General features: G+C 51.2%; 11 protein-coding genes, 7 tRNA genes, 3 rRNA genes and 1 pseudogene. 17 read left to right on the top strand and 5 right to left on the bottom strand.

Annotated elements, in window-relative coordinates:
• The first annotated feature begins 122 nt into the window (after window positions 1–122).
• The 12 genes from MKX63_RS11790 to MKX63_RS11845 all read left to right on the top strand — a co-directional run bounded on the left by MKX63_RS11790 (window position 123) and on the right by MKX63_RS11845 (window position 9,055).
• On the top strand, window positions 123–1,664 hold the full coding sequence (locus tag MKX63_RS11790; RefSeq protein ID WP_341017245.1) for a LysM peptidoglycan-binding domain-containing protein: 1,542 nt from the start codon (window positions 123–125) through the stop codon (window positions 1,662–1,664).
• Window positions 1,665–2,133: 469 nt separating this feature from the next.
• Window positions 2,134–3,694: ribosomal RNA gene (locus tag MKX63_RS11795) — 16S ribosomal RNA — on the top strand.
• A 370-nt stretch (window positions 3,695–4,064) separates the two neighbouring features.
• A 23S ribosomal RNA gene (locus tag MKX63_RS11800) occupies window positions 4,065–6,991 on the top strand.
• 147 nt (window positions 6,992–7,138) lie between these two features.
• Window positions 7,139–7,255, top strand: a 5S ribosomal RNA gene (gene rrf, locus MKX63_RS11805).
• Together the 16S, 23S and 5S rRNA genes form the textbook arrangement of a ribosomal RNA operon.
• A 174-nt stretch (window positions 7,256–7,429) precedes the next feature.
• Window positions 7,430–7,924: an AAA family ATPase gene (locus MKX63_RS11810; RefSeq protein WP_341017247.1), complete on the top strand. Its 495-nt coding sequence runs from the start codon at window positions 7,430–7,432 to the stop codon at window positions 7,922–7,924.
• A 152-nt stretch (window positions 7,925–8,076) separates the two neighbouring features.
• Window positions 8,077–8,151, top strand: a tRNA-Glu gene (locus MKX63_RS11815).
• 73 nt (window positions 8,152–8,224) lie between these two features.
• A tRNA-Val gene (locus tag MKX63_RS11820) sits at window positions 8,225–8,300 on the top strand.
• 40 nt (window positions 8,301–8,340) lie between these two features.
• A tRNA-Met gene (locus tag MKX63_RS11825) sits at window positions 8,341–8,414 on the top strand.
• A 76-nt stretch (window positions 8,415–8,490) separates the two neighbouring features.
• A tRNA-Asp gene (locus tag MKX63_RS11830) sits at window positions 8,491–8,568 on the top strand.
• 63 nt (window positions 8,569–8,631) lie between these two features.
• Window positions 8,632–8,706, top strand: a tRNA-Gly gene (locus MKX63_RS11835).
• Between the two features lie 6 nt (window positions 8,707–8,712).
• Window positions 8,713–8,789 (top strand) — tRNA-Arg (locus MKX63_RS11840).
• A 187-nt stretch (window positions 8,790–8,976) separates the two neighbouring features.
• Window positions 8,977–9,055: transfer RNA gene (locus tag MKX63_RS11845), tRNA-Leu, on the top strand.
• A gap of 69 nt (window positions 9,056–9,124) precedes the next feature.
• On the opposite strand, the pseudogene MKX63_RS11850 reads toward MKX63_RS11845, so the two are convergent.
• Window positions 9,125–9,490: pseudogene (locus MKX63_RS11850) on the bottom strand (ATP-binding cassette domain-containing protein); the annotation flags it as partial.
• Window positions 9,491–9,806: 316 nt separating this feature from the next.
• Window positions 9,807–10,154: a hypothetical protein gene (locus MKX63_RS11855; protein ID WP_341017248.1), complete on the bottom strand. Its 348-nt coding sequence runs from the start codon at window positions 10,152–10,154 to the stop codon at window positions 9,807–9,809.
• A 601-nt stretch (window positions 10,155–10,755) separates the two neighbouring features.
• Here MKX63_RS11855 and MKX63_RS11860 point away from each other — a divergent pair.
• Entirely contained in the window at window positions 10,756–11,253 is a 498-nt protein-coding gene (locus MKX63_RS11860) for a hypothetical protein (RefSeq protein ID WP_341017249.1), read from the top strand.
• Between the two features lie 105 nt (window positions 11,254–11,358).
• Here MKX63_RS11860 and MKX63_RS11865 read toward each other — a convergent pair whose 3' ends face one another.
• Window positions 11,359–12,306, bottom strand: coding sequence for an NAD(P)-dependent oxidoreductase (locus MKX63_RS11865; RefSeq protein ID WP_341017251.1), 948 nt, complete (start codon window positions 12,304–12,306; stop codon window positions 11,359–11,361).
• 51 nt (window positions 12,307–12,357) lie between these two features.
• Here MKX63_RS11865 and MKX63_RS11870 point away from each other — a divergent pair, with 51 nt between their 5' ends.
• Window positions 12,358–13,332 (top strand): LysR family transcriptional regulator, encoded by a 975-nt coding sequence (locus MKX63_RS11870; RefSeq protein ID WP_341017252.1) that lies wholly within the window; start codon window positions 12,358–12,360, stop codon window positions 13,330–13,332.
• A 6-nt stretch (window positions 13,333–13,338) separates the two neighbouring features.
• On the opposite strand, the gene MKX63_RS11875 is transcribed toward MKX63_RS11870, so the two are convergent.
• Window positions 13,339–15,330, bottom strand: coding sequence for a beta-galactosidase trimerization domain-containing protein (locus MKX63_RS11875; protein ID WP_341017254.1), 1,992 nt, complete (start codon window positions 15,328–15,330; stop codon window positions 13,339–13,341).
• Window positions 15,331–15,462: 132 nt separating this feature from the next.
• On the opposite strand from MKX63_RS11875, the gene MKX63_RS11880 reads away from it, so the two are divergent.
• Window positions 15,463–16,374, top strand: a complete 912-nt coding sequence (locus MKX63_RS11880) for an AraC family transcriptional regulator (protein ID WP_341017255.1) — start codon at window positions 15,463–15,465, stop codon at window positions 16,372–16,374.
• 19 nt (window positions 16,375–16,393) lie between these two features.
• On the opposite strand, the gene MKX63_RS11885 is transcribed toward MKX63_RS11880, so the two are convergent.
• Window positions 16,394–17,260 (bottom strand): AraC family transcriptional regulator, encoded by an 867-nt coding sequence (locus MKX63_RS11885; protein ID WP_341017257.1) that lies wholly within the window; start codon window positions 17,258–17,260, stop codon window positions 16,394–16,396.
• A 133-nt stretch (window positions 17,261–17,393) separates the two neighbouring features.
• Between MKX63_RS11885 and MKX63_RS11890 the strand changes: the two genes are divergently transcribed.
• Together MKX63_RS11890 and MKX63_RS11895 are read left to right on the top strand one after the other, a co-directional pair.
• Window positions 17,394–18,140, top strand: coding sequence for an SGNH/GDSL hydrolase family protein (locus MKX63_RS11890; protein WP_341017259.1), 747 nt, complete (start codon window positions 17,394–17,396; stop codon window positions 18,138–18,140).
• Between the two features lie 33 nt (window positions 18,141–18,173).
• Window positions 18,174–20,483, top strand: a complete 2,310-nt coding sequence (locus MKX63_RS11895) for a helix-turn-helix domain-containing protein (RefSeq protein ID WP_341017261.1) — start codon at window positions 18,174–18,176, stop codon at window positions 20,481–20,483.
• Window positions 20,484–20,569: the final 86 nt, after the last annotated feature.

Consider the following 20,569-nt stretch of genomic DNA (forward strand, 5'->3'; position numbering starts at 1 on the left):
GGCTGCATAAGATGTAGTAACGAAGGAGGCGGCTGTACCGCAACTACCGAATCTGGAGGGCTATCATCCCTGAACCGGGGTGCAGTGCCGATCAATAGATACTTTTAGGAGGTAAATGCTGCGTGAAAATACACATTGTTAAGCAAGGTGATTCGCTGTTTGCGTTATCACAGAAGTATGGAGTGCCGCTGCAAAAAATCATCGAGGCCAATCCGCAAATCACCAATCCGGATGTGCTTGCGGTAGGAGACAAGGTTAAGATCCCGGCTGCGCCCGTAGCTCTGCCTGTTCCGGACAACAACGATATCTACTATAAGCATACAGTCAAGCAAGGCGATACCTTATGGAAGCTCTCCAAGGCTTGGGGTATTACACTCAAGGATATGATTGATGCCAACCCGCAGCTTAAGAACCCTAATGCGCTGATGACGGGGGAAGTCGTGAACATCCCTAAGAAAGTCAGTACTTCTCCAATCCAGGCCCAATCCATCGATCCGGTAAAAGCTAATACGACCCCCATTCAGGCTCAGTCCACCGCTCCGGCAGTGGTTGATAAAACGGCCATTGGCGGTAAAACCTACACCGGTGTGATCGAAAAGCCGGCTCCTGCGCCAGCTCCTGCACCTGCTGCAGAAGCAGTCCCTATCCCGTTGGCGGTTCCTGCACCTAACCCTGCACCTAATAAAGCGCCGGAAGTCAAGCCGGTTCAGGAAGTCGTCCATGAGAAACAAAGCTTGTATGTACAAATCTCTGTTCCCGCGCAGGAGGAGAAAACCAAGGAAGTGCATCATAATAAGACCGAGGTTCAGCCTACCGCCTGGGATGAGGGTAAAACATCACCGTGGGGAAAGACCGATGGCTATCCCGGCCTCAGCGAGAATCCGTATTTCATGAATTATGCACCGGTGTATCCCGTATATGAGCCCATGGCCAATATGGATATGAACAATATGGGTATGAACAATATGAATAACGCTCCGAGTTATGTTCAGCCTGCAGCATTTATGCCGGATTGCCCGCCGTTCTATGCCCAGCCGGTTAATCCTTGTCCACCTGGACAATATCCCGGAGCATGGTATCCTAATGCAGCGCCGGATTATGATAATATGAATATGTCTGCAGTCAGCCCTGTCAGTGACAATGCTGCGTTTGCTCCGCAGTACCTGAGCGAGCAGGCTAACCTTCCTTGGCCTTCCTGCGGATGCGGCGCAATGTCGATTCAGCCTTATCCTTATGAGCAGCCGATGTATAACGGGTATCCGGTGTACGGCATGCCGCCGATGGGGATGGTTTCTCCTTATGCTGGAGGAATGAATGCCATGCCTAACGCGGTGTCACCGGTGTATGAACAGCCTATGGTATCTAACATTCCGCCATATCCGGCTTATCCGGGCATGGAGAACTTCGCTCACAACCGCGTACCCGAGATTCAGATTCCTGAGCCTGTGGTGGAGGAAGCGGAGGAACTGCCGGATAAGGGGCGCACTGAAGCCACAGCGGCAAAGGATACAAAACCAGGGAAGTCGAAACCGGCAGCGGCAAAAGCGAAAACCTCCAGCCAGGCTTCTGCCGCCAAAGATAAAGCCCACGCCAAGCCGCGTTCGAACTCAAATGGGCGTTCTAGTACAGCTAAAAAGAATCAGACTCCTTGGATTCCGAATTAAGAGGGGGAGTCCCCTTAGGAGAGAGCGGCACATGCAGGTCCTGCTGGATATGAGGGCCGGCATGTGCTTTTGGGACGTGGTTATGCAGGTACAGAGGCTTGTATAGGAAATCTATGAAAGGCTATAGTACTATCTGAAAAATGGTATAAAATTAAGGGTTGTTAGCAGGTATATATCATGATATATTATATATCCAGTCGCAAGGCGGGTGCCTTGCAAGAAGATTGGACATGTTGCTCTGCTGAATACACATTTCGCTTCTTCAAAAAAAGTGTTGCATTCAGAAGATGAACGTGTTATATTATAAAAGTTGCTGGTGACGCGGTAATCGTCGCTGACAACGAGCTTGATCTTTGAAAACTGAACAACGAGTGAGTATCTGGAGATCACTTCGGTGAGATCCAAAATTAGAGAATGTAACAATTCTCGTCAGATGTTTCAAAATGAGCAATCGCTCTTTCTAAATACCAATTTGGAGAGTTTGATCCTGGCTCAGGACGAACGCTGGCGGCGTGCCTAATACATGCAAGTCGAGCGGAGTCTGAGAGGAAGCTTGCTTCCTTTCAGACTTAGCGGCGGACGGGTGAGTAACACGTAGGCAACCTGCCCTCAAGGCTGGGATAACTACCGGAAACGGTAGCTAATACCGGATAATTTCTTTCTTCTCCTGAGGAGAGAATGAAAGGCGGAGCAATCTGCTGCTTGGGGATGGGCCTGCGGCGCATTAGCTAGTTGGTGGGGTAACGGCCCACCAAGGCGACGATGCGTAGCCGACCTGAGAGGGTGAACGGCCACACTGGGACTGAGACACGGCCCAGACTCCTACGGGAGGCAGCAGTAGGGAATCTTCCGCAATGGGCGCAAGCCTGACGGAGCAACGCCGCGTGAGTGATGAAGGTTTTCGGATCGTAAAGCTCTGTTGCCAGGGAAGAACGTCCGGTAGAGTAACTGCTGCCGGAGTGACGGTACCTGAGAAGAAAGCCCCGGCTAACTACGTGCCAGCAGCCGCGGTAATACGTAGGGGGCAAGCGTTGTCCGGAATTATTGGGCGTAAAGCGCGCGCAGGCGGTTATTTAAGTCTGGTGTTTAAACCTTGGGCTCAACCTGAGGTCGCACTGGAAACTGGGTGACTTGAGTACAGAAGAGGAAAGTGGAATTCCACGTGTAGCGGTGAAATGCGTAGATATGTGGAGGAACACCAGTGGCGAAGGCGACTTTCTGGGCTGTAACTGACGCTGAGGCGCGAAAGCGTGGGGAGCAAACAGGATTAGATACCCTGGTAGTCCACGCCGTAAACGATGAGTGCTAGGTGTTAGGGGTTTCGATACCCTTGGTGCCGAAGTTAACACAGTAAGCACTCCGCCTGGGGAGTACGGTCGCAAGACTGAAACTCAAAGGAATTGACGGGGACCCGCACAAGCAGTGGAGTATGTGGTTTAATTCGAAGCAACGCGAAGAACCTTACCAGGTCTTGACATCCAACTAACGAAGCAGAGATGCATCAGGTGCCCTTCGGGGAAAGTTGAGACAGGTGGTGCATGGTTGTCGTCAGCTCGTGTCGTGAGATGTTGGGTTAAGTCCCGCAACGAGCGCAACCCTTGACTTTAGTTGCCAGCAGGTTGAGCTGGGCACTCTAGAGTGACTGCCGGTGACAAACCGGAGGAAGGTGGGGATGACGTCAAATCATCATGCCCCTTATGACCTGGGCTACACACGTACTACAATGGCCGGTACAACGGGAAGCGAAGCCGCGAGGTGGAGCCAATCCCAGCAAAGCCGGTCTCAGTTCGGATTGCAGGCTGCAACTCGCCTGCATGAAGTCGGAATTGCTAGTAATCGCGGATCAGCATGCCGCGGTGAATACGTTCCCGGGTCTTGTACACACCGCCCGTCACACCACGAGAGTTTACAACACCCGAAGTCGGTGGGGTAACCCGCAAGGGAGCCAGCCGCCGAAGGTGGGGTAGATGATTGGGGTGAAGTCGTAACAAGGTAGCCGTATCGGAAGGTGCGGCTGGATCACCTCCTTTCTATGGAGAATCGTCTTCTGCAATGAAGACATTCAAATCTTAAATCTAGCCGGTCGGCTAGTTACTCACTCGTTGGTCAGTTTTGAGAGTTTAAGCTCTCAGTTTCTGAAAGGTTTGGACGATCACGAAAGTGCCGTTAAACGTTTCAGACTACAACTTGATCCTTGAAAACTGGATACCGAAACGAATTTGCGTTTTAGAACATTCCTTTAAGCTGAACTTGTGTAAACAAGTTTTGAAGTTTTTAGCGATACTGAGCGATGGTTTTGGATTATGAGGGACTTTTGGCTTTGAATATTCTAGCAGGCGGAGTAATCCGGTTGCGCTATTCAAAACAAGATGAGCGAATAAGCCAATACCGGAGCGATTTGGTTAAGCTACTAAGAGCACACGGAGGATGCCTAGGCGCCAGGAGCCGACGAAGGACGTGGCGAACAACGAAACTGCCTCGGGGAGCTGTAAGCAAGCTTTGATCCGGGGGTGTCCGAATGGGGAAACCCAGCTGTGGTAATTCGCAGTTACTCGTATCTGAATACATAGGATACGCAGAGGCAGACCAGGGGAACTGAAACATCTAAGTACCCTGAGGAAGAGAAAACAATAGTGATTCCGTCAGTAGCGGCGAGCGAACGCGGAACAGCCTAAACCAAGGGGCTTGCCCCTTGGGGTTGTGGGACGTCTCACATGGAGTTACAAAGGAATACGGTAGGCGAAGAGGTCTGGAAAGGCCCGCGATAGAGGTAAAAGCCCTGTAGCCGAAATGGTATTCTCTCCGAGACGGATCCCGAGTAGTGCGGGGCACGTGAAACCCCGTATGAATCCAGCAGGACCATCTGCTAAGGCTAAATACTACCTGGCGACCGATAGTGAAACAGTACCGTGAGGGAAAGGTGAAAAGCACCCCGGAAGGGGAGTGAAATAGAACCTGAAACCGTGTGCTTACAAAAAGTCAGAGTCCTCTTTATGGATGATGGCGTGCCTTTTGTAGAATGAACCGGCGAGTTACGTTTAACATGCAAGGTTAAGGTGAGAAGCCGGAGCCGCAGCGAAAGCGAGTCTGAATAGGGCGACTGAGTATGTGGACGTAGACCCGAAACCGTGTGATCTACCCCTGTCCAGGGTGAAGGTGCGGTAACACGCACTGGAGGCCCGAACCCACGCATGTTGAAAAATGCGGGGATGAGGTGGGGGTAGCGGAGAAATTCCAATCGAACTCGGAGATAGCTGGTTCTCCCCGAAATAGCTTTAGGGCTAGCCTCGGTGAATGGAGTGGTGGAGGTAGAGCACTGATTGGGTGCGGGGCCCGCAAGGGTTACCAAGCTCAGTCAAACTCCGAATGCCATTTACTTCTTGCCGGGAGTCAGACAGTGAGTGCTAAGATCCATTGTCAAAAGGGAAACAGCCCAGACCATCAGCTAAGGTCCCCAAGTGTGTGTTAAGTGGGAAAGGATGTGGAGTTGCACAGACAACCAGGATGTTGGCTTAGAAGCAGCCACCATTGAAAGAGTGCGTAATAGCTCACTGGTCGAGTGACTCTGCGCCGAAAATGTAACGGGGCTAAACACACCACCGAAGCTATGGCTAGATACTTTGTATCTGGGGTAGGGGAGCGTTGTGTAGGGGTTGAAGGTGTACCGTAAGGAGCGCTGGACACTACACAAGTGAGAATGCCGGTATGAGTAACGAAAAGATCAGTGAGAATCTGATCCGCCGAAAGCCCAAGGTTTCCTGAGGAAGGCTCGTCCGCTCAGGGTAAGTCGGGACCTAAGGCGAGGCCGACAGGCGTAGTCGAAGGACAACAGTTTGAAATTACTGTACCACCGTAATCCGCTATGAGCGATGGGGTGACGCAGGAGGGTAGTGACGCGGACTGATGGATGTCCGTCTAAGCAGTGAGGCTGGTGTGCAGGCAAATCCGCACACCGTGAAGGCTGGGCTGTGATGGGGAGCGAAAATTACAGTAGCGAAGGTCATGATCTCACACTGCCAAGAAAAGCCTCTAGTCAGGAGAAGGTGCCCGTACCGCAAACCGACACAGGTAGGCGAGAAGAGAATTCTAAGGCGCGCGGAAGAACTCTCGTTAAGGAACTCGGCAAAATGACCCCGTAACTTCGGGAGAAGGGGTGCCTCGGTAGGGTGAATAGCCCGAGGGGGCCGCAGTGAAAAGGCCCAAGCGACTGTTTAGCAAAAACACAGGTCTGTGCGAAGCCGTAAGGCGAAGTATACGGGCTGACGCCTGCCCGGTGCTGGAAGGTTAAGGGGAGCGGTTAGGAGCAATCCGAAGCTGTGAACCGAAGCCCCAGTAAACGGCGGCCGTAACTATAACGGTCCTAAGGTAGCGAAATTCCTTGTCAGGTAAATTCTGACCCGCACGAATGGCGTAACGACTTGGGCGCTGTCTCAACGAGAGATCCGGTGAAATTTTAATACCTGTGAAGATGCAGGTTACCCGCGACAAGACGGAAAGACCCCATGGAGCTTTACTGCAGCTTGATATTGAATTTGGGTACGATCTGTACAGGATAGGTGGGAGCCGTTGAAGCAGGAGCGCAAGCTTCTGTGGAGGCGCCGTTGGGATACCACCCTGATCGTATCTAGGTTCTAACCTAGTACCGTAACCCGGTACGGGGACCGTGTCAGGCGGGCAGTTTGACTGGGGCGGTCGCCTCCTAAAGAGTAACGGAGGCGTTCAAAGGTTCCCTCAGAATGGTTGGAAATCATTCGCAGAGTGCAAAGGCATAAGGGAGCTTGACTGCGAGACCTACAAGTCGAGCAGGGACGAAAGTCGGACTTAGTGATCCGGTGGTACCGCATGGAAGGGCCATCGCTCAACGGATAAAAGCTACCCTGGGGATAACAGGCTTATCTCCCCCAAGAGTCCACATCGACGGGGAGGTTTGGCACCTCGATGTCGGCTCATCGCATCCTGGGGCTGAAGTAGGTCCCAAGGGTTGGGCTGTTCGCCCATTAAAGCGGTACGCGAGCTGGGTTCAGAACGTCGTGAGACAGTTCGGTCCCTATCTGTCGTGGGCGCAGGAAATTTGAGAGGAGCTGTCCTTAGTACGAGAGGACCGGGATGGACGTACCGCTGGTGCATCAGTTGTTCCGCCAGGAGCATGGCTGAGTAGCTACGTACGGACGGGATAAGCGCTGAAAGCATCTAAGCGTGAAGCCCCCCTCAAGATGAGATTTCCCAACATGTAAGACCCCTTGAAGACGACGAGGTAGATAGGTTGGAGGTGGAAGTGCAGCAATGCATGGAGCTGACCAATACTAATCGGTCGAGGGCTTATCCAAATTTCGATCACGCATATTCGTTTCGGATTCAGTTTTCAGGAATCAAATTGTAATTTATGGAGCTCAAGTAGCTCGGTAAAGAAAATTTGTTTTCAGCATTTGGCGATGCTGAGACCTGAATAATAGCATTTGATATTCAAATGCCCGTTTGGTGGCGATAGCGGAGGGGTTCCACACGTACCCATCCCGAACACGACCGTTAAGCCCTCCAGCGCCGATGGTACTTGGACCGAAGGGTCCTGGGAGAGTAGGACGTTGCCAAGCACTTAAGACCACTGTTGATTATCAATGGTGGTTTTTTGTTGTGGGTAAGCTGAAAATTTACTTGTTATCATTTATCTTCGCTTCCACCTTAGGGAATATGGAGCTATTAGCTATTTCTGTAACAGGCATAACCGGATACACTCAGGGTGAGGTTATGAGCTGATTGGTTGTGCAATGGTTTCGGGGAAGACGCAGACGGCGGCTGAACTCCACCGGAGAATTCCAAATTCTTATGTATTCGACCCGGAGAATGCAGGCTATTATATCCGTGATAATATTCCTGCTGAAATGGCAGAGGATGATTTCCAGAAGCACTATCTGTGGCGTGAGTTTACCTATTCGATGCTTAAATGCATTTATTCAGAGTATGAAGAAACGATTATTGTACCTATGACTCTAGTGGATCCGGACTATTTTATAGAGATAGTGGGTAGACTAAGAAGCGAGGGCCGGCAAGTTCGTCATTTTACGTTGTATGCTTCACCTGAGACCCTGCTTGACAGACTTAAGAGCCGTGGAGAAGGCAGAGACTCCTGGGCTGCTCTACAGATGCAGAGATGTCTTGAAGGGCTTAAGAACAAGGTCTTCGAACATCATGTGGATACGGAGTATCAGTTGATTTCACAGGTTGCTGAGGTTATTATAGCTATGATAGAAACAGAGGATTAGGACAGTGAGAGCGGGAAGCGTCTGTTCAGGTTAGCATTGAAGTTAAACTAGAGGCCCATTAATTTTTTCTATTAATAATGTTGTTTCCTATTGCACTATTCTCATGTATTTGATATAATATCTTTTGTTGTCAAAAGAATGTTTGTTGATCTGGCTCGTTGGTCAAGGGGTTAAGACACCTCCCTTTCACGGAGGTAACATGGGTTCGAATCCCATACGAGTCACCACATTTATCTTTGATAAATTAATGATTGTATATCTCATGAAAATGTGTTATGATCATTAAGTTGCTTCTTCGATGGAGGCTTAGCTCAGCTGGGAGAGCATCTGCCTTACAAGTAGAGGGTCGGGGGTTCGAACCCCTCAGCCTCCACCATGCAGACTTTGCAAGCCAGAAAAGAATATTTTATTACTGACGCGGGGTGGAGCAGCCCGGTAGCTCGTCGGGCTCATAACCCGAAGGCCGCAGGTTCAAATCCTGCCCCCGCAATTAATCCCCACAAAGTGAAGATGTGCTCTGTAGCATATTCCGAATACTTTACGGGGGCCCCAAAACCTTTTATCTTGGAACCGTGGTGTAGTTGGCCTAACATGCCTGCCTGTCACGCAGGAGATCGCGGGTTCGAATCCCGTCGGTTCCGCCATTTTTATGGTGCAAGGGATGAGAAATCCCTGAGTTCGTTAAAGCAGTTGAATACATACCGTGTGCGGACGTGGCTCAGCGGTAGAGCATCGCCTTGCCAAGGCGAGGGTCGCGGGTTCGATTCCCGTCGTCCGCTCCATATTTTGCGCCCTTAGCTCAGCTGGATAGAGCGTTTGACTACGAATCAAAAGGTCGGGAGTTCGAATCTCTCAGGGCGCGCCATTAATACTTCTCTGATTTAACAAAGTGTCCTTCAGATTCGAACGAGTTCGTTGGAGCCTATGCTTCGATAGCACAACTTCGCAATCGGATGCGTAGCAACCGTATCTCTCAGGGCGCGCCATTAATATTATATTGAGAGTATTTCATCTGAAATTTAATTATCCATAGCGGATATACATAATATTAAGCCGGCGTGGCGGAATGGCAGACGCGCTCGACTCAAAATCGAGTGGGAAACCGTGGAGGTTCGAGTCCTCTCGCCGGTATAGTTAAATAAGTTCATTGGAGATATTCTCTAATGAGCTTTTTTTGTTTAATTCTCAATACATCACTCATTATTTGAGCTGAAGATACTTTTGGCCAGATTTAATCACCGCTTCATACCACCCAGAGAAATGCTCGGCGAGTTTGTTTTTAACATTACTTAATCCAACAAACTCCGATGCCTTTTCGATTCTATCTTCAATTTTATTTTTTGAAAAACCGTATAGGGAGCAGCAAAACTGTACATTTTCCTGTGCAGATAGGTCGAGATATATGGCCAGTTCTTGTGGTACAAGTCCGATACGGCGATACCACTGTCTCATCGATTTTCCATCTGCGAATGAAATTTCTCCGTCATCAAAATTGAGCAGCCCTGTAATCGCATGAATGGTAGAACTTTTTCCGGCCCCTTTGGGTCCTAGAATGCCATATATACTTCCAGTTTTTACCTATAAATTTATATTATTCACAGCGATTACGTCTCCAAAGCGATTGACTAATTGTTTGATTGTCAATAGTTTCATTTTGTTTTTCCTTTCCCGAATATCGTTTCTAGGGTTAATGAAATGAGGCCGTTTCTCGTTGTTGTTGAGATGACAAGCAGCTTCTCTATAAGAAAATGTACTTTACTACGTGTTCGCATGTTAAACAGGTTTCTCTGACCTGAGTGCAGCAAAAAATTATTGACCCTATGTGCGCATTTTGAATATCCCCTCTAAATGAATTCATGAAAAATATGTGGAAAAAAGTTTTTTACTTTTGTTTAACCAATATGACTCCAGTTATGATGACAATGAGGCCAATCCATGTTTTCCAGGAAGGAGTCTCTTTCATAAACCAATAACCCATCCAAATAGAGATCAGCACCTCGATACATTTTGCAATGATGAGTACATAGCCTAGTTGATTCAAGGCCTTCATCCCAAATTTAACACCATATCCAACACTCAAATTAGCGGCGAGAAAGAGAGGGAGCATCATGAGCTGGAATTTAAACGTTGACCAGAAATGCGGGTCAATGTGTTTGCTCTGGTAAGAAAAGATAATATTGATAGAAGTGAGGCCAACAAACATGAGCGCTAAACTAATCAAGTACATCATAACACCCCTGGTTAAGTAGTAGGATTAATGTTTGCCTAATCCAACTTTTTTATCCGCAGGCATTTTTTAAGTATCCGTTTGGGGATACAGGCTATAGTCAAACTAAACATGATGAAAGTTACTAGTCGGGAGTCCGAGTAAAAAGCCTTGACGGAGAGGAACGCCAAGCGATCGGGCGACGGACAAATCATTCAGAGCGATGATGCGTCGTGGATCTTAGAGGAAGCTAATTGCCCGATATTACAAAGCGATGTTGCTTATCCGCATTCATGTGAATGTGAAATGGCTATGTTTGCTGAAGTGCTGGACGCCAAGATTCAGCGAGTAGAATGTATGGCTGAGGGCGGGCGTACATATAGGTTTCGAATTATGAAAACGGATAGGTAGATTACAGGGAGAGTAGAAAGCTTTTACAATAAAAAATTCTTGACAATAAAAAAGAAAATAATTAGGTTATATAAGTAGCATCAATGGTGGGCAAAGACGTATGGTTTATGTCTGGATTGGCTTTGCTTGTTATCGGAATTCAGCAATACGGGTAGCGAAAGCTGCCTAAAGAGTCACCCGCTCGTGGGCGCGGTACGCTGGAAAGGGGGATATCATGCTGTTGCTTATTCAATGTTTAATATTATGCGTAATATTTTCAATAGCTATTTTACCAGCACAATATCGAAATCCGTTATCGCAATTCGCTTCTTATCCTACAGCAATAAAAAGACGGGTTTATGAATTACCTCAATATAAAGAATATATAAGTTCAATAGAACGTAATAACTGGAAGCGTAAAATCCTAAGTGTAATTTTATTCGCCATATTTTTTGCCTTTGTAGCCTTTTTTTCGGGAAACCAAACTTTTTCAAGTTCTTTTTTTCACGTATTTGTGTTATTTTTATCTGTAAATCTGTATGATTTGATAGTACTGGATATAATTATTTTTTGTCATAGTAAGAAACTGATGATACCAGGTACTGAGGATATGAGAGAAGAATATTGTAATCCAAAGCATCACATCATTGGAGCATTAAAAGGGGGGGCTATTGGTACGGCAGTATCTGTTATATCCGCTTCTTTGGTGTTAATTTTAAGAGAAATTTTATGATAAGCTAGTTGGTTCGAGTCCTCTCGCCGGTATTCAAAAAGGTTTATGACATTGTATACAAAATACAATGTCATAAACCTTTTTTGTACTTTTATTGCCCCGAAACTATACTAACTGAATTAGCCTGCTTTCAGGCTCTTCCCCGTTTTGTACACGTTTTATATTCTTGATGAAGAAATCATATCTTTTTTTGTGGAATTTCCGGCCGTCAGGCATTCCTGCGGTATGGGGAGTAAGGACCACATTACCCAGTGTGCGTAACTCACTATCTGAGGGAAGCGGTTCGGATTCATACACATCCAGGCAGGCGCCGGAAATAACTCCGGTTGTTAAGGCATCTATCAAATCTGTCTGGTTAACAATCCCGCCGCGGGCCGTGTTGATGAACAGAGCGCTACTTTTCATTTTCTGAAATGCTGTCTGGTTGATCAGGTGCTTGGTCTGCTCAGTCAAGGGTACATGTACACTGACGATGTCCGATGTGCTTAGAAGAGTATCGAGATCCGTCATTGTTACCAAACCGTCGGCCTGTACTACTGTCTTTCGCGCATAAGCTATCACCTTCATATCAAAAGCGCTGCAAAATGCAGCGACTTTCTTTCCGATAGCCCCTAGCCCGATAATCCCAATGGTTTTGCCCTCTAGTTCACTCCCTGTGTACTCCAAGTGGTGTTCATCCATCCGGGTTTTCATGAAATGATCAAGAAACGGTATGTTTTTATAATAAGCCAGCATTAGTGCCATTACGTGCTCGGCCACGGCCTGTGCATTCACTCCTGCCGCATTGGCCACCCAAATGCCGAGCTCTGTACAGGCAGGGATATCGACATTATCATAACCTGCACCTGTCTGTACTAATTTTAGTTTTTTGGCGTTAGCGAGCAGGCTAGGGTCCACTTGGATATGTTCAGGGATGAGGACCTGACAATCTTCAATATGATGCAGCATCTCTTGTCCGGGCGGGACAATGACAACGTTCCAGTCTTGCGGAAAATGTCCGGCAATCTTTGATTGTGCAGTTTCGTTAAAATGACCAACGATGAGAACCTTCATGGCTAAACCACCTTTTCCTAACCTGGACTATTTGACCCCTTGTCTGTGTTAATGATAATTTTAGACATAAAGAATAATGCTGTAAAACGCAAATATTTTGTGAACTATATTAATATTTTCTATATATTGAGGAGGTATTCGATGTATTTTCCTGGGATAGAAGCGTTTTTAGCTATCGTACGGACTGGGAGTATAAGTAAAGCGGCTGAACTGCTGCACCTGTCACAAGCAACGGTAAGCTACCGGTTAAAGACATTAGAGCAGGGGATGGGCGGCCTGTTGGTGGAGCGGAGAAAAGGGGCAGCCAAAATCAGCCTGACCCCAAAAGGGGAGAACTTTTTTAGTATTGCGGAAAGATGGGAGGCGCTCTGGAGGGAAACTCAAATTTTAAAGGCGAATGGTTCGCAGTTAAGTCTGGCCATAAGCGCTGCCGAAAGTATAAGCCACTTCGTCTTGCCTCCGGTATATAGAATGCTTAATCAGCACACTCCTTCCATCCGATTGCAGATTCGTACGCAGCATACTCAGGAGGCCTTTGACAGTATTGAACGGCGTGAGATGGATGTGGCGTTTGTGGTACGGGAAATTGTATCGCCTAGCGTTACTGTTCAACCATTTTTCACTGAAGAAATGGTGCTGTTGCGTTTAGCTGCACCAGGGCGGCTGGCTGGAGATACGGTGGAAATGGAAGAATTGGCGGCAGAGCATGAGGTCCTCGTCAATTGGAATCGGGAGTTTCAATTCAGGCATGACCAGTGGTGGGACCCGCTGTGTCCTTCCCGTGTACATCTGGACTCAGCGGGACTCATCACTACTTTTTTGACGAATGACAGACAATGGACGATTGTGCCTGCTTCGATTGGCGTCCATATGATGGGTATGGGAGAATTTGTTCTTCAGAAGCTGGCGGTGTCAGTGCCCCCCAGAGTAGGCTATAAGGTCACTCATAAGTTTCCCAACCAGGCGTTACAGGAGCCCCTTCAGATTCTTGATCACTATCTGCGAGATACATTTGGAGTCCAGTGACCTGATCTACACCAGCTCAACCACTACCATCTGGTGATTCTCCAGGTAAGGAAGGGTATAGGTAATCTCGCCATCCTCACTGAACGTGAACGGCAGCTCTGTCATGGACGGGGCCAGATAGACCCTGTGGACGGGGCCGGGAGACGGGAGCCGCAGGCTGACGGTAATATCATGGAGCGGCACGAGGTCCTCGATGACTTCAATCCGGCCCTTCAGGGCAGGCGCGGCATAAAGCAGATGATTGACATAACGCTGCTCTGCCTGCTGATACTGCAGGGTCGTTATGCCGCGGGCCGGCAGATTCGTACGCAGTGACGGCTGAGGCAGCAGCCGCGATAGGGCATGCAGTACCAGCTCCTTCAGGATAAGTGAGCCGGCTTCGGCGTACTCGCTGAATACCTTCCAGGCGATATAGATGCCGCTGCTGCTCTCGGCCATCCCTGGACCATTGTTCGCCATGGCGCCCGGGGTATGCTGGTGGGAACAGAAGGTAAAGACGTCACGATTAAAATAAGGGTTCTCCAGATGTCCGAGTGCTTCTCCTCGGCCTTCCTGTAATTCAATTAGCTGCCCTTCACCGTACATGACAAAAGAGGCAGGCAATAGCGCACCGGGAGTGAAATAGGGCTTGAAATACGCAGGTTGATACGAGTTCTCTCCAAGCCAGGTGATTCCCAGGTCCAGGGCAAAGGCATCCCCGGCCAGATTCAATCCTGAGCGTCCGGTAGCCAGCACCTTGCCGCCACCAGCCGTGAAGTTCACTATGGCATCGGCCAGCTCAGGCCATACAGATACCTCATCCGGGAGAATCAGCACCTTGTACGCGCTCAAATCGCTGAATGTATCTACGATATCATACAGGTAATGCCCTTCGGTCAGCATCCGCACCACTCCGGCGTCAGCCAGATTACGCTCTCCCTTGCGTGCCTGCCCGCCGGGACAGGCCTCCCGTGCCGCTTCCAGCGATAAGACGGCAATATCGGCCACAGCAGTGGCCCCGCTGCACCATTCCTCCTTCGCCTCGACCTCGCTGTAGGCAGCGCCGATCAGGGCATAAGTCGCTTCATCCATCAGGCCGGAGGGATGGAGCTGGTCACCGATGGAGCATCTGGCACCGTGAGCCAGGCTAAGCGCAGTTTCAAACCGCAGCGCGTTAGGATGCTTATAGCCGCCGAACTCTCCCCAGGAGGTATGGAATTTGCCGGTCATGCCGAGAAATTCCATGCCCAGCGTCTGGGCGTAGCGTGCGGACAGCGGGAAATGATCATAGCCCCAGCCGCCGGTGGGCAGGGACTCCAGCTCCAGATGGCTGTTGACCTGCACGAGGTCGCGGCGTCCCCGTTGCTGATGGCCGTTGTTGTGATAGACGGGAAGCCCGGGCTTCACGGCATCCAGGGTCTCCCGCACACGGCGGGCATAGTTCAGGTAAGTCTGCTCCCCGAGGGCGATAATGGCAGCTTCATCCCGGGGGTCCTGTCCTGCTGCCCGCAGAGCGGTGACGCAATATTGGCAGCGGCATTTACGGCAACCAACGATATCCAGAAAGATACCATCGGTATCGTAGCGGGAAGCCGCCTCATGAATTTGGGCCAGCAGAATATCCAAATAAGGGGTGTTCATACAGAACTCGTGGTAACCCGGTGTCATGAAATCCTTCACCCACCGGGTCCGGTCCTCGGCGTCACGGATCAGCCACTCCGGGTGGCGGCGGGCGAGCTTCTCGTCCAGGCCGGCCGATAAATACACGGGTGTACGGACTCCGATCTCATGGGCAGCCTCAATCATTTCACCCAGCAAGTCGAAGGTAAGCTGAGGATGCATCTCATTGGCCTCACTGGGGTGATAGGCCCAGCCGTGATGGCATTTGGAGAATACGGTGACCGAGTCTACATGACCTGTACGCAGCATGGACTGGAACTGGGCTCTGGAGAAGTCCCGGCCAATGCCGGGAATGGCTTCTGAGGTATGGAAATCAAGATGAACCTGACGAAAACGCATGGATACACAACCCCTTATGGAATGGAATGAAAAGAAGATTCCCAGTCACTGTACCTCTTTATTGCGGGATCAGCCAGTGATAATATAGACTTGGAATAGCACAAAACCGACTTTGGAGAGGAGGGGGAGAGCATGCTGTGCCTGGAGTTTCCGATTCCGCCGCTGCCGCAGTTTGTCACGGTAGGGCATGCCGTCTGGTCGCCGGGGGACCGGCATTTCGCCCGCACCTTCAATGTATATGATCTGCTGCTGGTCAAGCGGGGGACGCTCTATATGATGGAAGCGGATAAGGAATATGCGGTGGGGCCGGGGATGGTGCTGCTGCTTGAGGCTGGATTACCGCATGACGGATACCGTGCCTGTGAGGAGGATACGGAGATTTACTGGGTGCATTTCATTCACGCTCCTGAACCGGCGTATATCCGGCGCGGGGATATCCCCTGGTCTACACTACTGGCAAAGGGAACGGTGGAGGATGAGGAGCCTTCGGTACAGCAGCGGCTGTATCTGCCGAAGTTCACAGCCGTTGATCTGGAGGGGCTGGAGCCGATCCTGCAGGAGATGAACGAGCTTCATAACCGGCTCAGCGCAGAGAATGCCATGCGGCTTCATCTGCTGCTGGCCGGGCTGCTGGCGGCGCTTCAGGCGGAATGTGAGCATACAGCTCAGCCGCCGGAGCCGGCGGTCCGGCTGGCCCGGGCGGCCGCAGCCTATCTGGCGGAGCATTGGCGGGAGCCGTTTCATCTGGCGGGGCTTGCGGAGGAGCTGCATTTCCAGGCTGATTACATTACCAGATGCATGAAGCAGCATATCGGCACCACGCCGCTGCAGTATGTGCTGCACCTGCGGCTGGAAGAAGCGAAGAAGCTGCTGGGCGGTACGGTGCTTGGCATCTCGGAAATTGCCGAACGGGTAGGCATTCAGGACCCCAATTATATGGCCCGGCTGTTCAGCGCCAGATTCGGAGTAACCCCCGGAGCCTATCGGCAGCGGCTGCGCCAGCGGGATGAGGCTGCTGCCGTGAACGGTCCGGGGGAGGGCTGAGCACCCGTTCGGGCAGCGGTCAGGAACCCAGCATCCGCTCGCGGTATTGGCTGGGACTACAGTTAAATACCTTGCGGAACTGGCGGGAGTAATAATTCTGGTCATGGAAGCCGCTGTCCATCGCCACCTGTGAGATGCTCAGACCCGGGCTGCGCAGCAGGGTGCAGGAATAATCCAGCCGCTTACGGATGACATAATCCATAGGGGTGGTCTGGTAGTTGCGGGTGAAGACCCGCAGGAACTGGCGGGTGGACATATAGGCCCGGTCTGCCATGGATTGCAGCGTGATCGGCTGCAGGAAATGCTCTTCGATGTAGGTGACGGTCTCTCCGATCCGCAGCGCCTTGTTATCCTCATGACTGCTGCTGTTCTGATAATAGCGGGAGAGCATGCCCACCAGAGCGGTGAAATAGGTACGGATCATCAGCCGGTAGCCCTCAGGCTGCCGGTCATGCTCCTCAAGAATCTCATCCAGCAGCCGTGTAGCTTCCCGGAGCTGTCCCGCTTCCAGCGAGAGCATCCCCTTGAAATACATCTCCTTCCGGTAGAACGGCTCAATATAGAATAAGGCCTGAAAGCCGGGCAGGAGCCTCAGCTCGGACTGCTGGAGCAGCTGCTCCGGCTGGAACATCACGTTCACGTACTCAATTCCGTCAACATTCTTGTAGCCGTGGGAAACGTTGCTGTGGATTAGAAAAACCTGTCCGGCCTTAACCGGCACCTCTCTCCCTTCAATGATGTGTATGGCGTGTCCCGACAGAATAACGACAAGCTCAGAGAAATCATGGCTGTGGACGTAGTAATCATGGGTCAGCGGGCATTTCTGGATTCGAAAGGTAAAACCCGGCTCAAGGCCGATATCCCGCGCTAGGATTTTGGTAGTCATGGCCATATTATGCTAAAGAAGGTCGGGATCGTCAAGGCGCAAAGGTGCCGGCGGCGCTACCATTAGGGTGGCGGGTGTACCGGCCCGGCTGTGGCCGGCAGTGAGACCTGTGCCAAGGTCAGGAGGGCAAAGAATGCGGAATATACTTAAGGATAGAATTACACAGAATAACAGAAATCCCCGGATACTGTTCCTTGGGGACAGCATTACTGCTGACGGACAATATATAAGGTTGATCCGGGAATGGCTGAACACGCACCGGCCGGAATGGACTACCGAGCTGATTCCATCCGGTGTTCCCAGCGAGACGGTCTCGGGTCTGAGCGAAGCGGCGCATCCCAATCCGCGCCCTTGCGTGCATGAGCGGCTGGCCAGAGAGCTGGCGGAGGCTGCTCCAGATGTGGTTATAGCGTGCTATGGCATGAATGACGGAATCTATCACCCCTTCTCGGAAGAGCGGTTCGCTGCTTATCAGTCAGGTATGCTGGCACTCAGCACCCGGGTCGGTGAAGCTGGAGCCGGGATCGTACTCATGACACCTCCGCCGTTCGATGCCCGTTCCATGACGGGGGAGCTACAGCCCACAGACGCGGCGGACTTCAGTTATCTTGCGCCATACAGGGACTACGATCAGGTGCTGGAGCATTATGCGGATTGGCTGCTATCCGGGGGCTGCCCTGCGGACCAAGTGATTGATCTGCGTACGCCGCTGCTGGAGCTGATCCGGCATGAGCGCTCGCAGAACGCCGCTTACAGATATGGTGACGGTATCCATCCGGACACTCCGGGGCACCGGGTGATCGCGCGGACGCTGCTCCGGGAATGGTCCGGTGCGGAGCTGGAACTGCAGATTGACAAGTATTTTGGCGCGGGATTATAGTAAGGACACCTTAAGAGCCGGGAGAGGGATCATATGAACGTACTGCAGACGATCCGTTCACGTAAATACTTGCAGCGGATTCTACTCAGCTTTATGCTTGTTGTTGCCATTCTGGCTGTGGCTTCGCTGCTGATGAACTCAGGTGCCCGCAGCAAGGTGCTCAGCCTCCAGAATGAAGCAGACCGCAAGCTGCTGACCCAGATCAATTACAACATTGAGAACATGAACGGGATTGTAAAAGATCTGGCAGTCTCCCTGTACAATGACGAGGAGCTGCTGGCGCTGAAGTCCGGCGCTGATTACAGGCAGAGCATCCTCAAGATTGAGCGGCTGAATCATACGGTCGCAGCCTCACCGTATCTGCATGCGGCCGTCTTTTATAATGGGGCCCAGCACCGGTTCTTCTCGTCGCTGAATCATGAGATTAACAATAGTCTTCTGTACAGCTCCTTGCAGAACTATATGGATTCCCGGGCAGATCTGCCGAAGCTCCAGCTCATTCCGCTCGACTTGGACGGCAAGGGCGGGGGGATTGATGTCTTTGCCTTCTTCCTGTATGACGGGGATACCTTGGGTTCAATCAATGACAATGTGCTGATCCTCACGGTCAAGCCGGGATGGATGCTTGATAATATGAAAGCGCTTAACCAAGTGGCGGAGCGGCAGAATGATGTACTCTTCGTGACCGATACCGACGGTGAGGTGCTGATCGCAACCGGCGGGCAGGTTCCTGAAGGGCTTAACCTGAAGGGAGAGCTGTTGCCGCAGATCAGCGCTTCGGGCAGGCCGCTGGATTCCTTCAACTACAGTCATGACGGCAGGAAGTATAAAGTGACTTATCTGAGCAAAGCCCTGAACAACTGGCAGATTATCAGCATGCAGGATTACGATGTGGTGCTGGGCAGTGTCCGGCAGATGAAATGGACGGAGATCGCGGTCACGCTATCCGTCGTTCTGCTGGCTGTGCTGTTGTCCGTGTTCTTCGCGGTGCGGCTGTATAAACCGGTAGGCCAGCTGCTGACTCTGGTTCCCGGCGATGGGCGGGGTGCGCCGCAGGCCAAGGATGAGCTGTCGCTGATTGCAGCCAACCTTACGGAGATGATCAGCAAGCTGAAGGGGCTGGAGCTGGAGCGGGCCTCGCAGTCCAATATTGCCAAGCTCTATCAGCTCCGCAGTCTGATCACTTCAAGCCACAGCCTGGATGAGCAGTCCTTCCTGCAGCTTAGAGAGCAGCACGGCATCGATATTGCCTATCCGTCCCCTCTCCGGCTTGCGCTCGTGCAGATCGACAACCTGCAGGGGCTGGCAGCAGAGCCGGGACTGCCGATGGAATCGCTGCTGTACTTCGCCATCTCCAACATCGGGCAGGAATTATTGCGCCTTCAGGGCTCTTGTGAAGCTGCAGATATGAAGAGCGGGCATCTGGTCTTCATTGCCGGGAGTACGGACGGGGAGCTGGCGAAGCTGGAGGAACGGTTCAGGGAGCTTCAGCAGACGATCAGCAACTATTATCATATTACTTTTACGGTCACGCTAAGCGAGGTCTTCACGGATTACCGCAGTATCACGGCGCATTATAATCTGGCGCAGCGCCATGCCAATTACCGGATGATCTACGGCAAGGGAGCTGTGCTTGTGCCGGAGATGCTCCGGGCGAATGAAGAGAATGAAGCGCTGCGCATTCCGCAGGAGCTGGAGCGGCAGCTGACGGAGGGATTGAAGGGCGGGGATCTGGCAGAGACTGAGCAGACGATCCGCAAGTGGAGAGCGCTGCTTGGCGGCTTCAGCTACGAGAATATGTATTCAGCGGTGCTTCATCTGGCCGTGACTCTGAGCCAGACGCTTGCTGAGATGAACAGCCGGAGTGTCAATCCGGTCTCGCTTAACCTGCAGGCGATCAACCGCCGGATTCTGGAGAAGGAGACGCTGGATGAGATGGAGACGGTCCTGCTGGAGGTGGTGCGGGAAGTCGCCGAGCAGCGCCGGAGCGGCCGCGAGGACAAGAACCGGCTGCTCGCGGATACGGTGAAGGAGATTATTGACAAGCATTACGCCGATCCTGATCTGAATGTGCAGCGGATTGCCGATATGCTCAAGATGAGTCCGGTCTATCTGGGCCAGGTGTTCAAGGCGCAGGAAGGTACGAGCGTGGTGGATCAGATCAACGCCGCCCGGCTGGCCAGTGCCAAGAAGTACCTGGAGCAAGAGGACTTCACCGTAACGGAGATTATGGAGAAGGTCGGGTTCGGGAACGAGAGTTACTTCTACCGCCTGTTCAAGCGCTGCTATGGCACCACTCCGAAGGAGTACCGCCTGAAATCAGCCATTGACCGCAGCAGATGATTCCTTTACCCAAATGGGTCAAGCAGCGTCCAATACGTAAGGCAGGGTCCGTTACATGAGCAATGTTCATGCGGCGGGCTTTTTGC

The sequence above is a fragment of the Paenibacillus sp. FSL R7-0179 genome (assembly GCF_038002265.1).
Taxonomy (GTDB): domain Bacteria; phylum Bacillota; class Bacilli; order Paenibacillales; family Paenibacillaceae; genus Paenibacillus_AQ.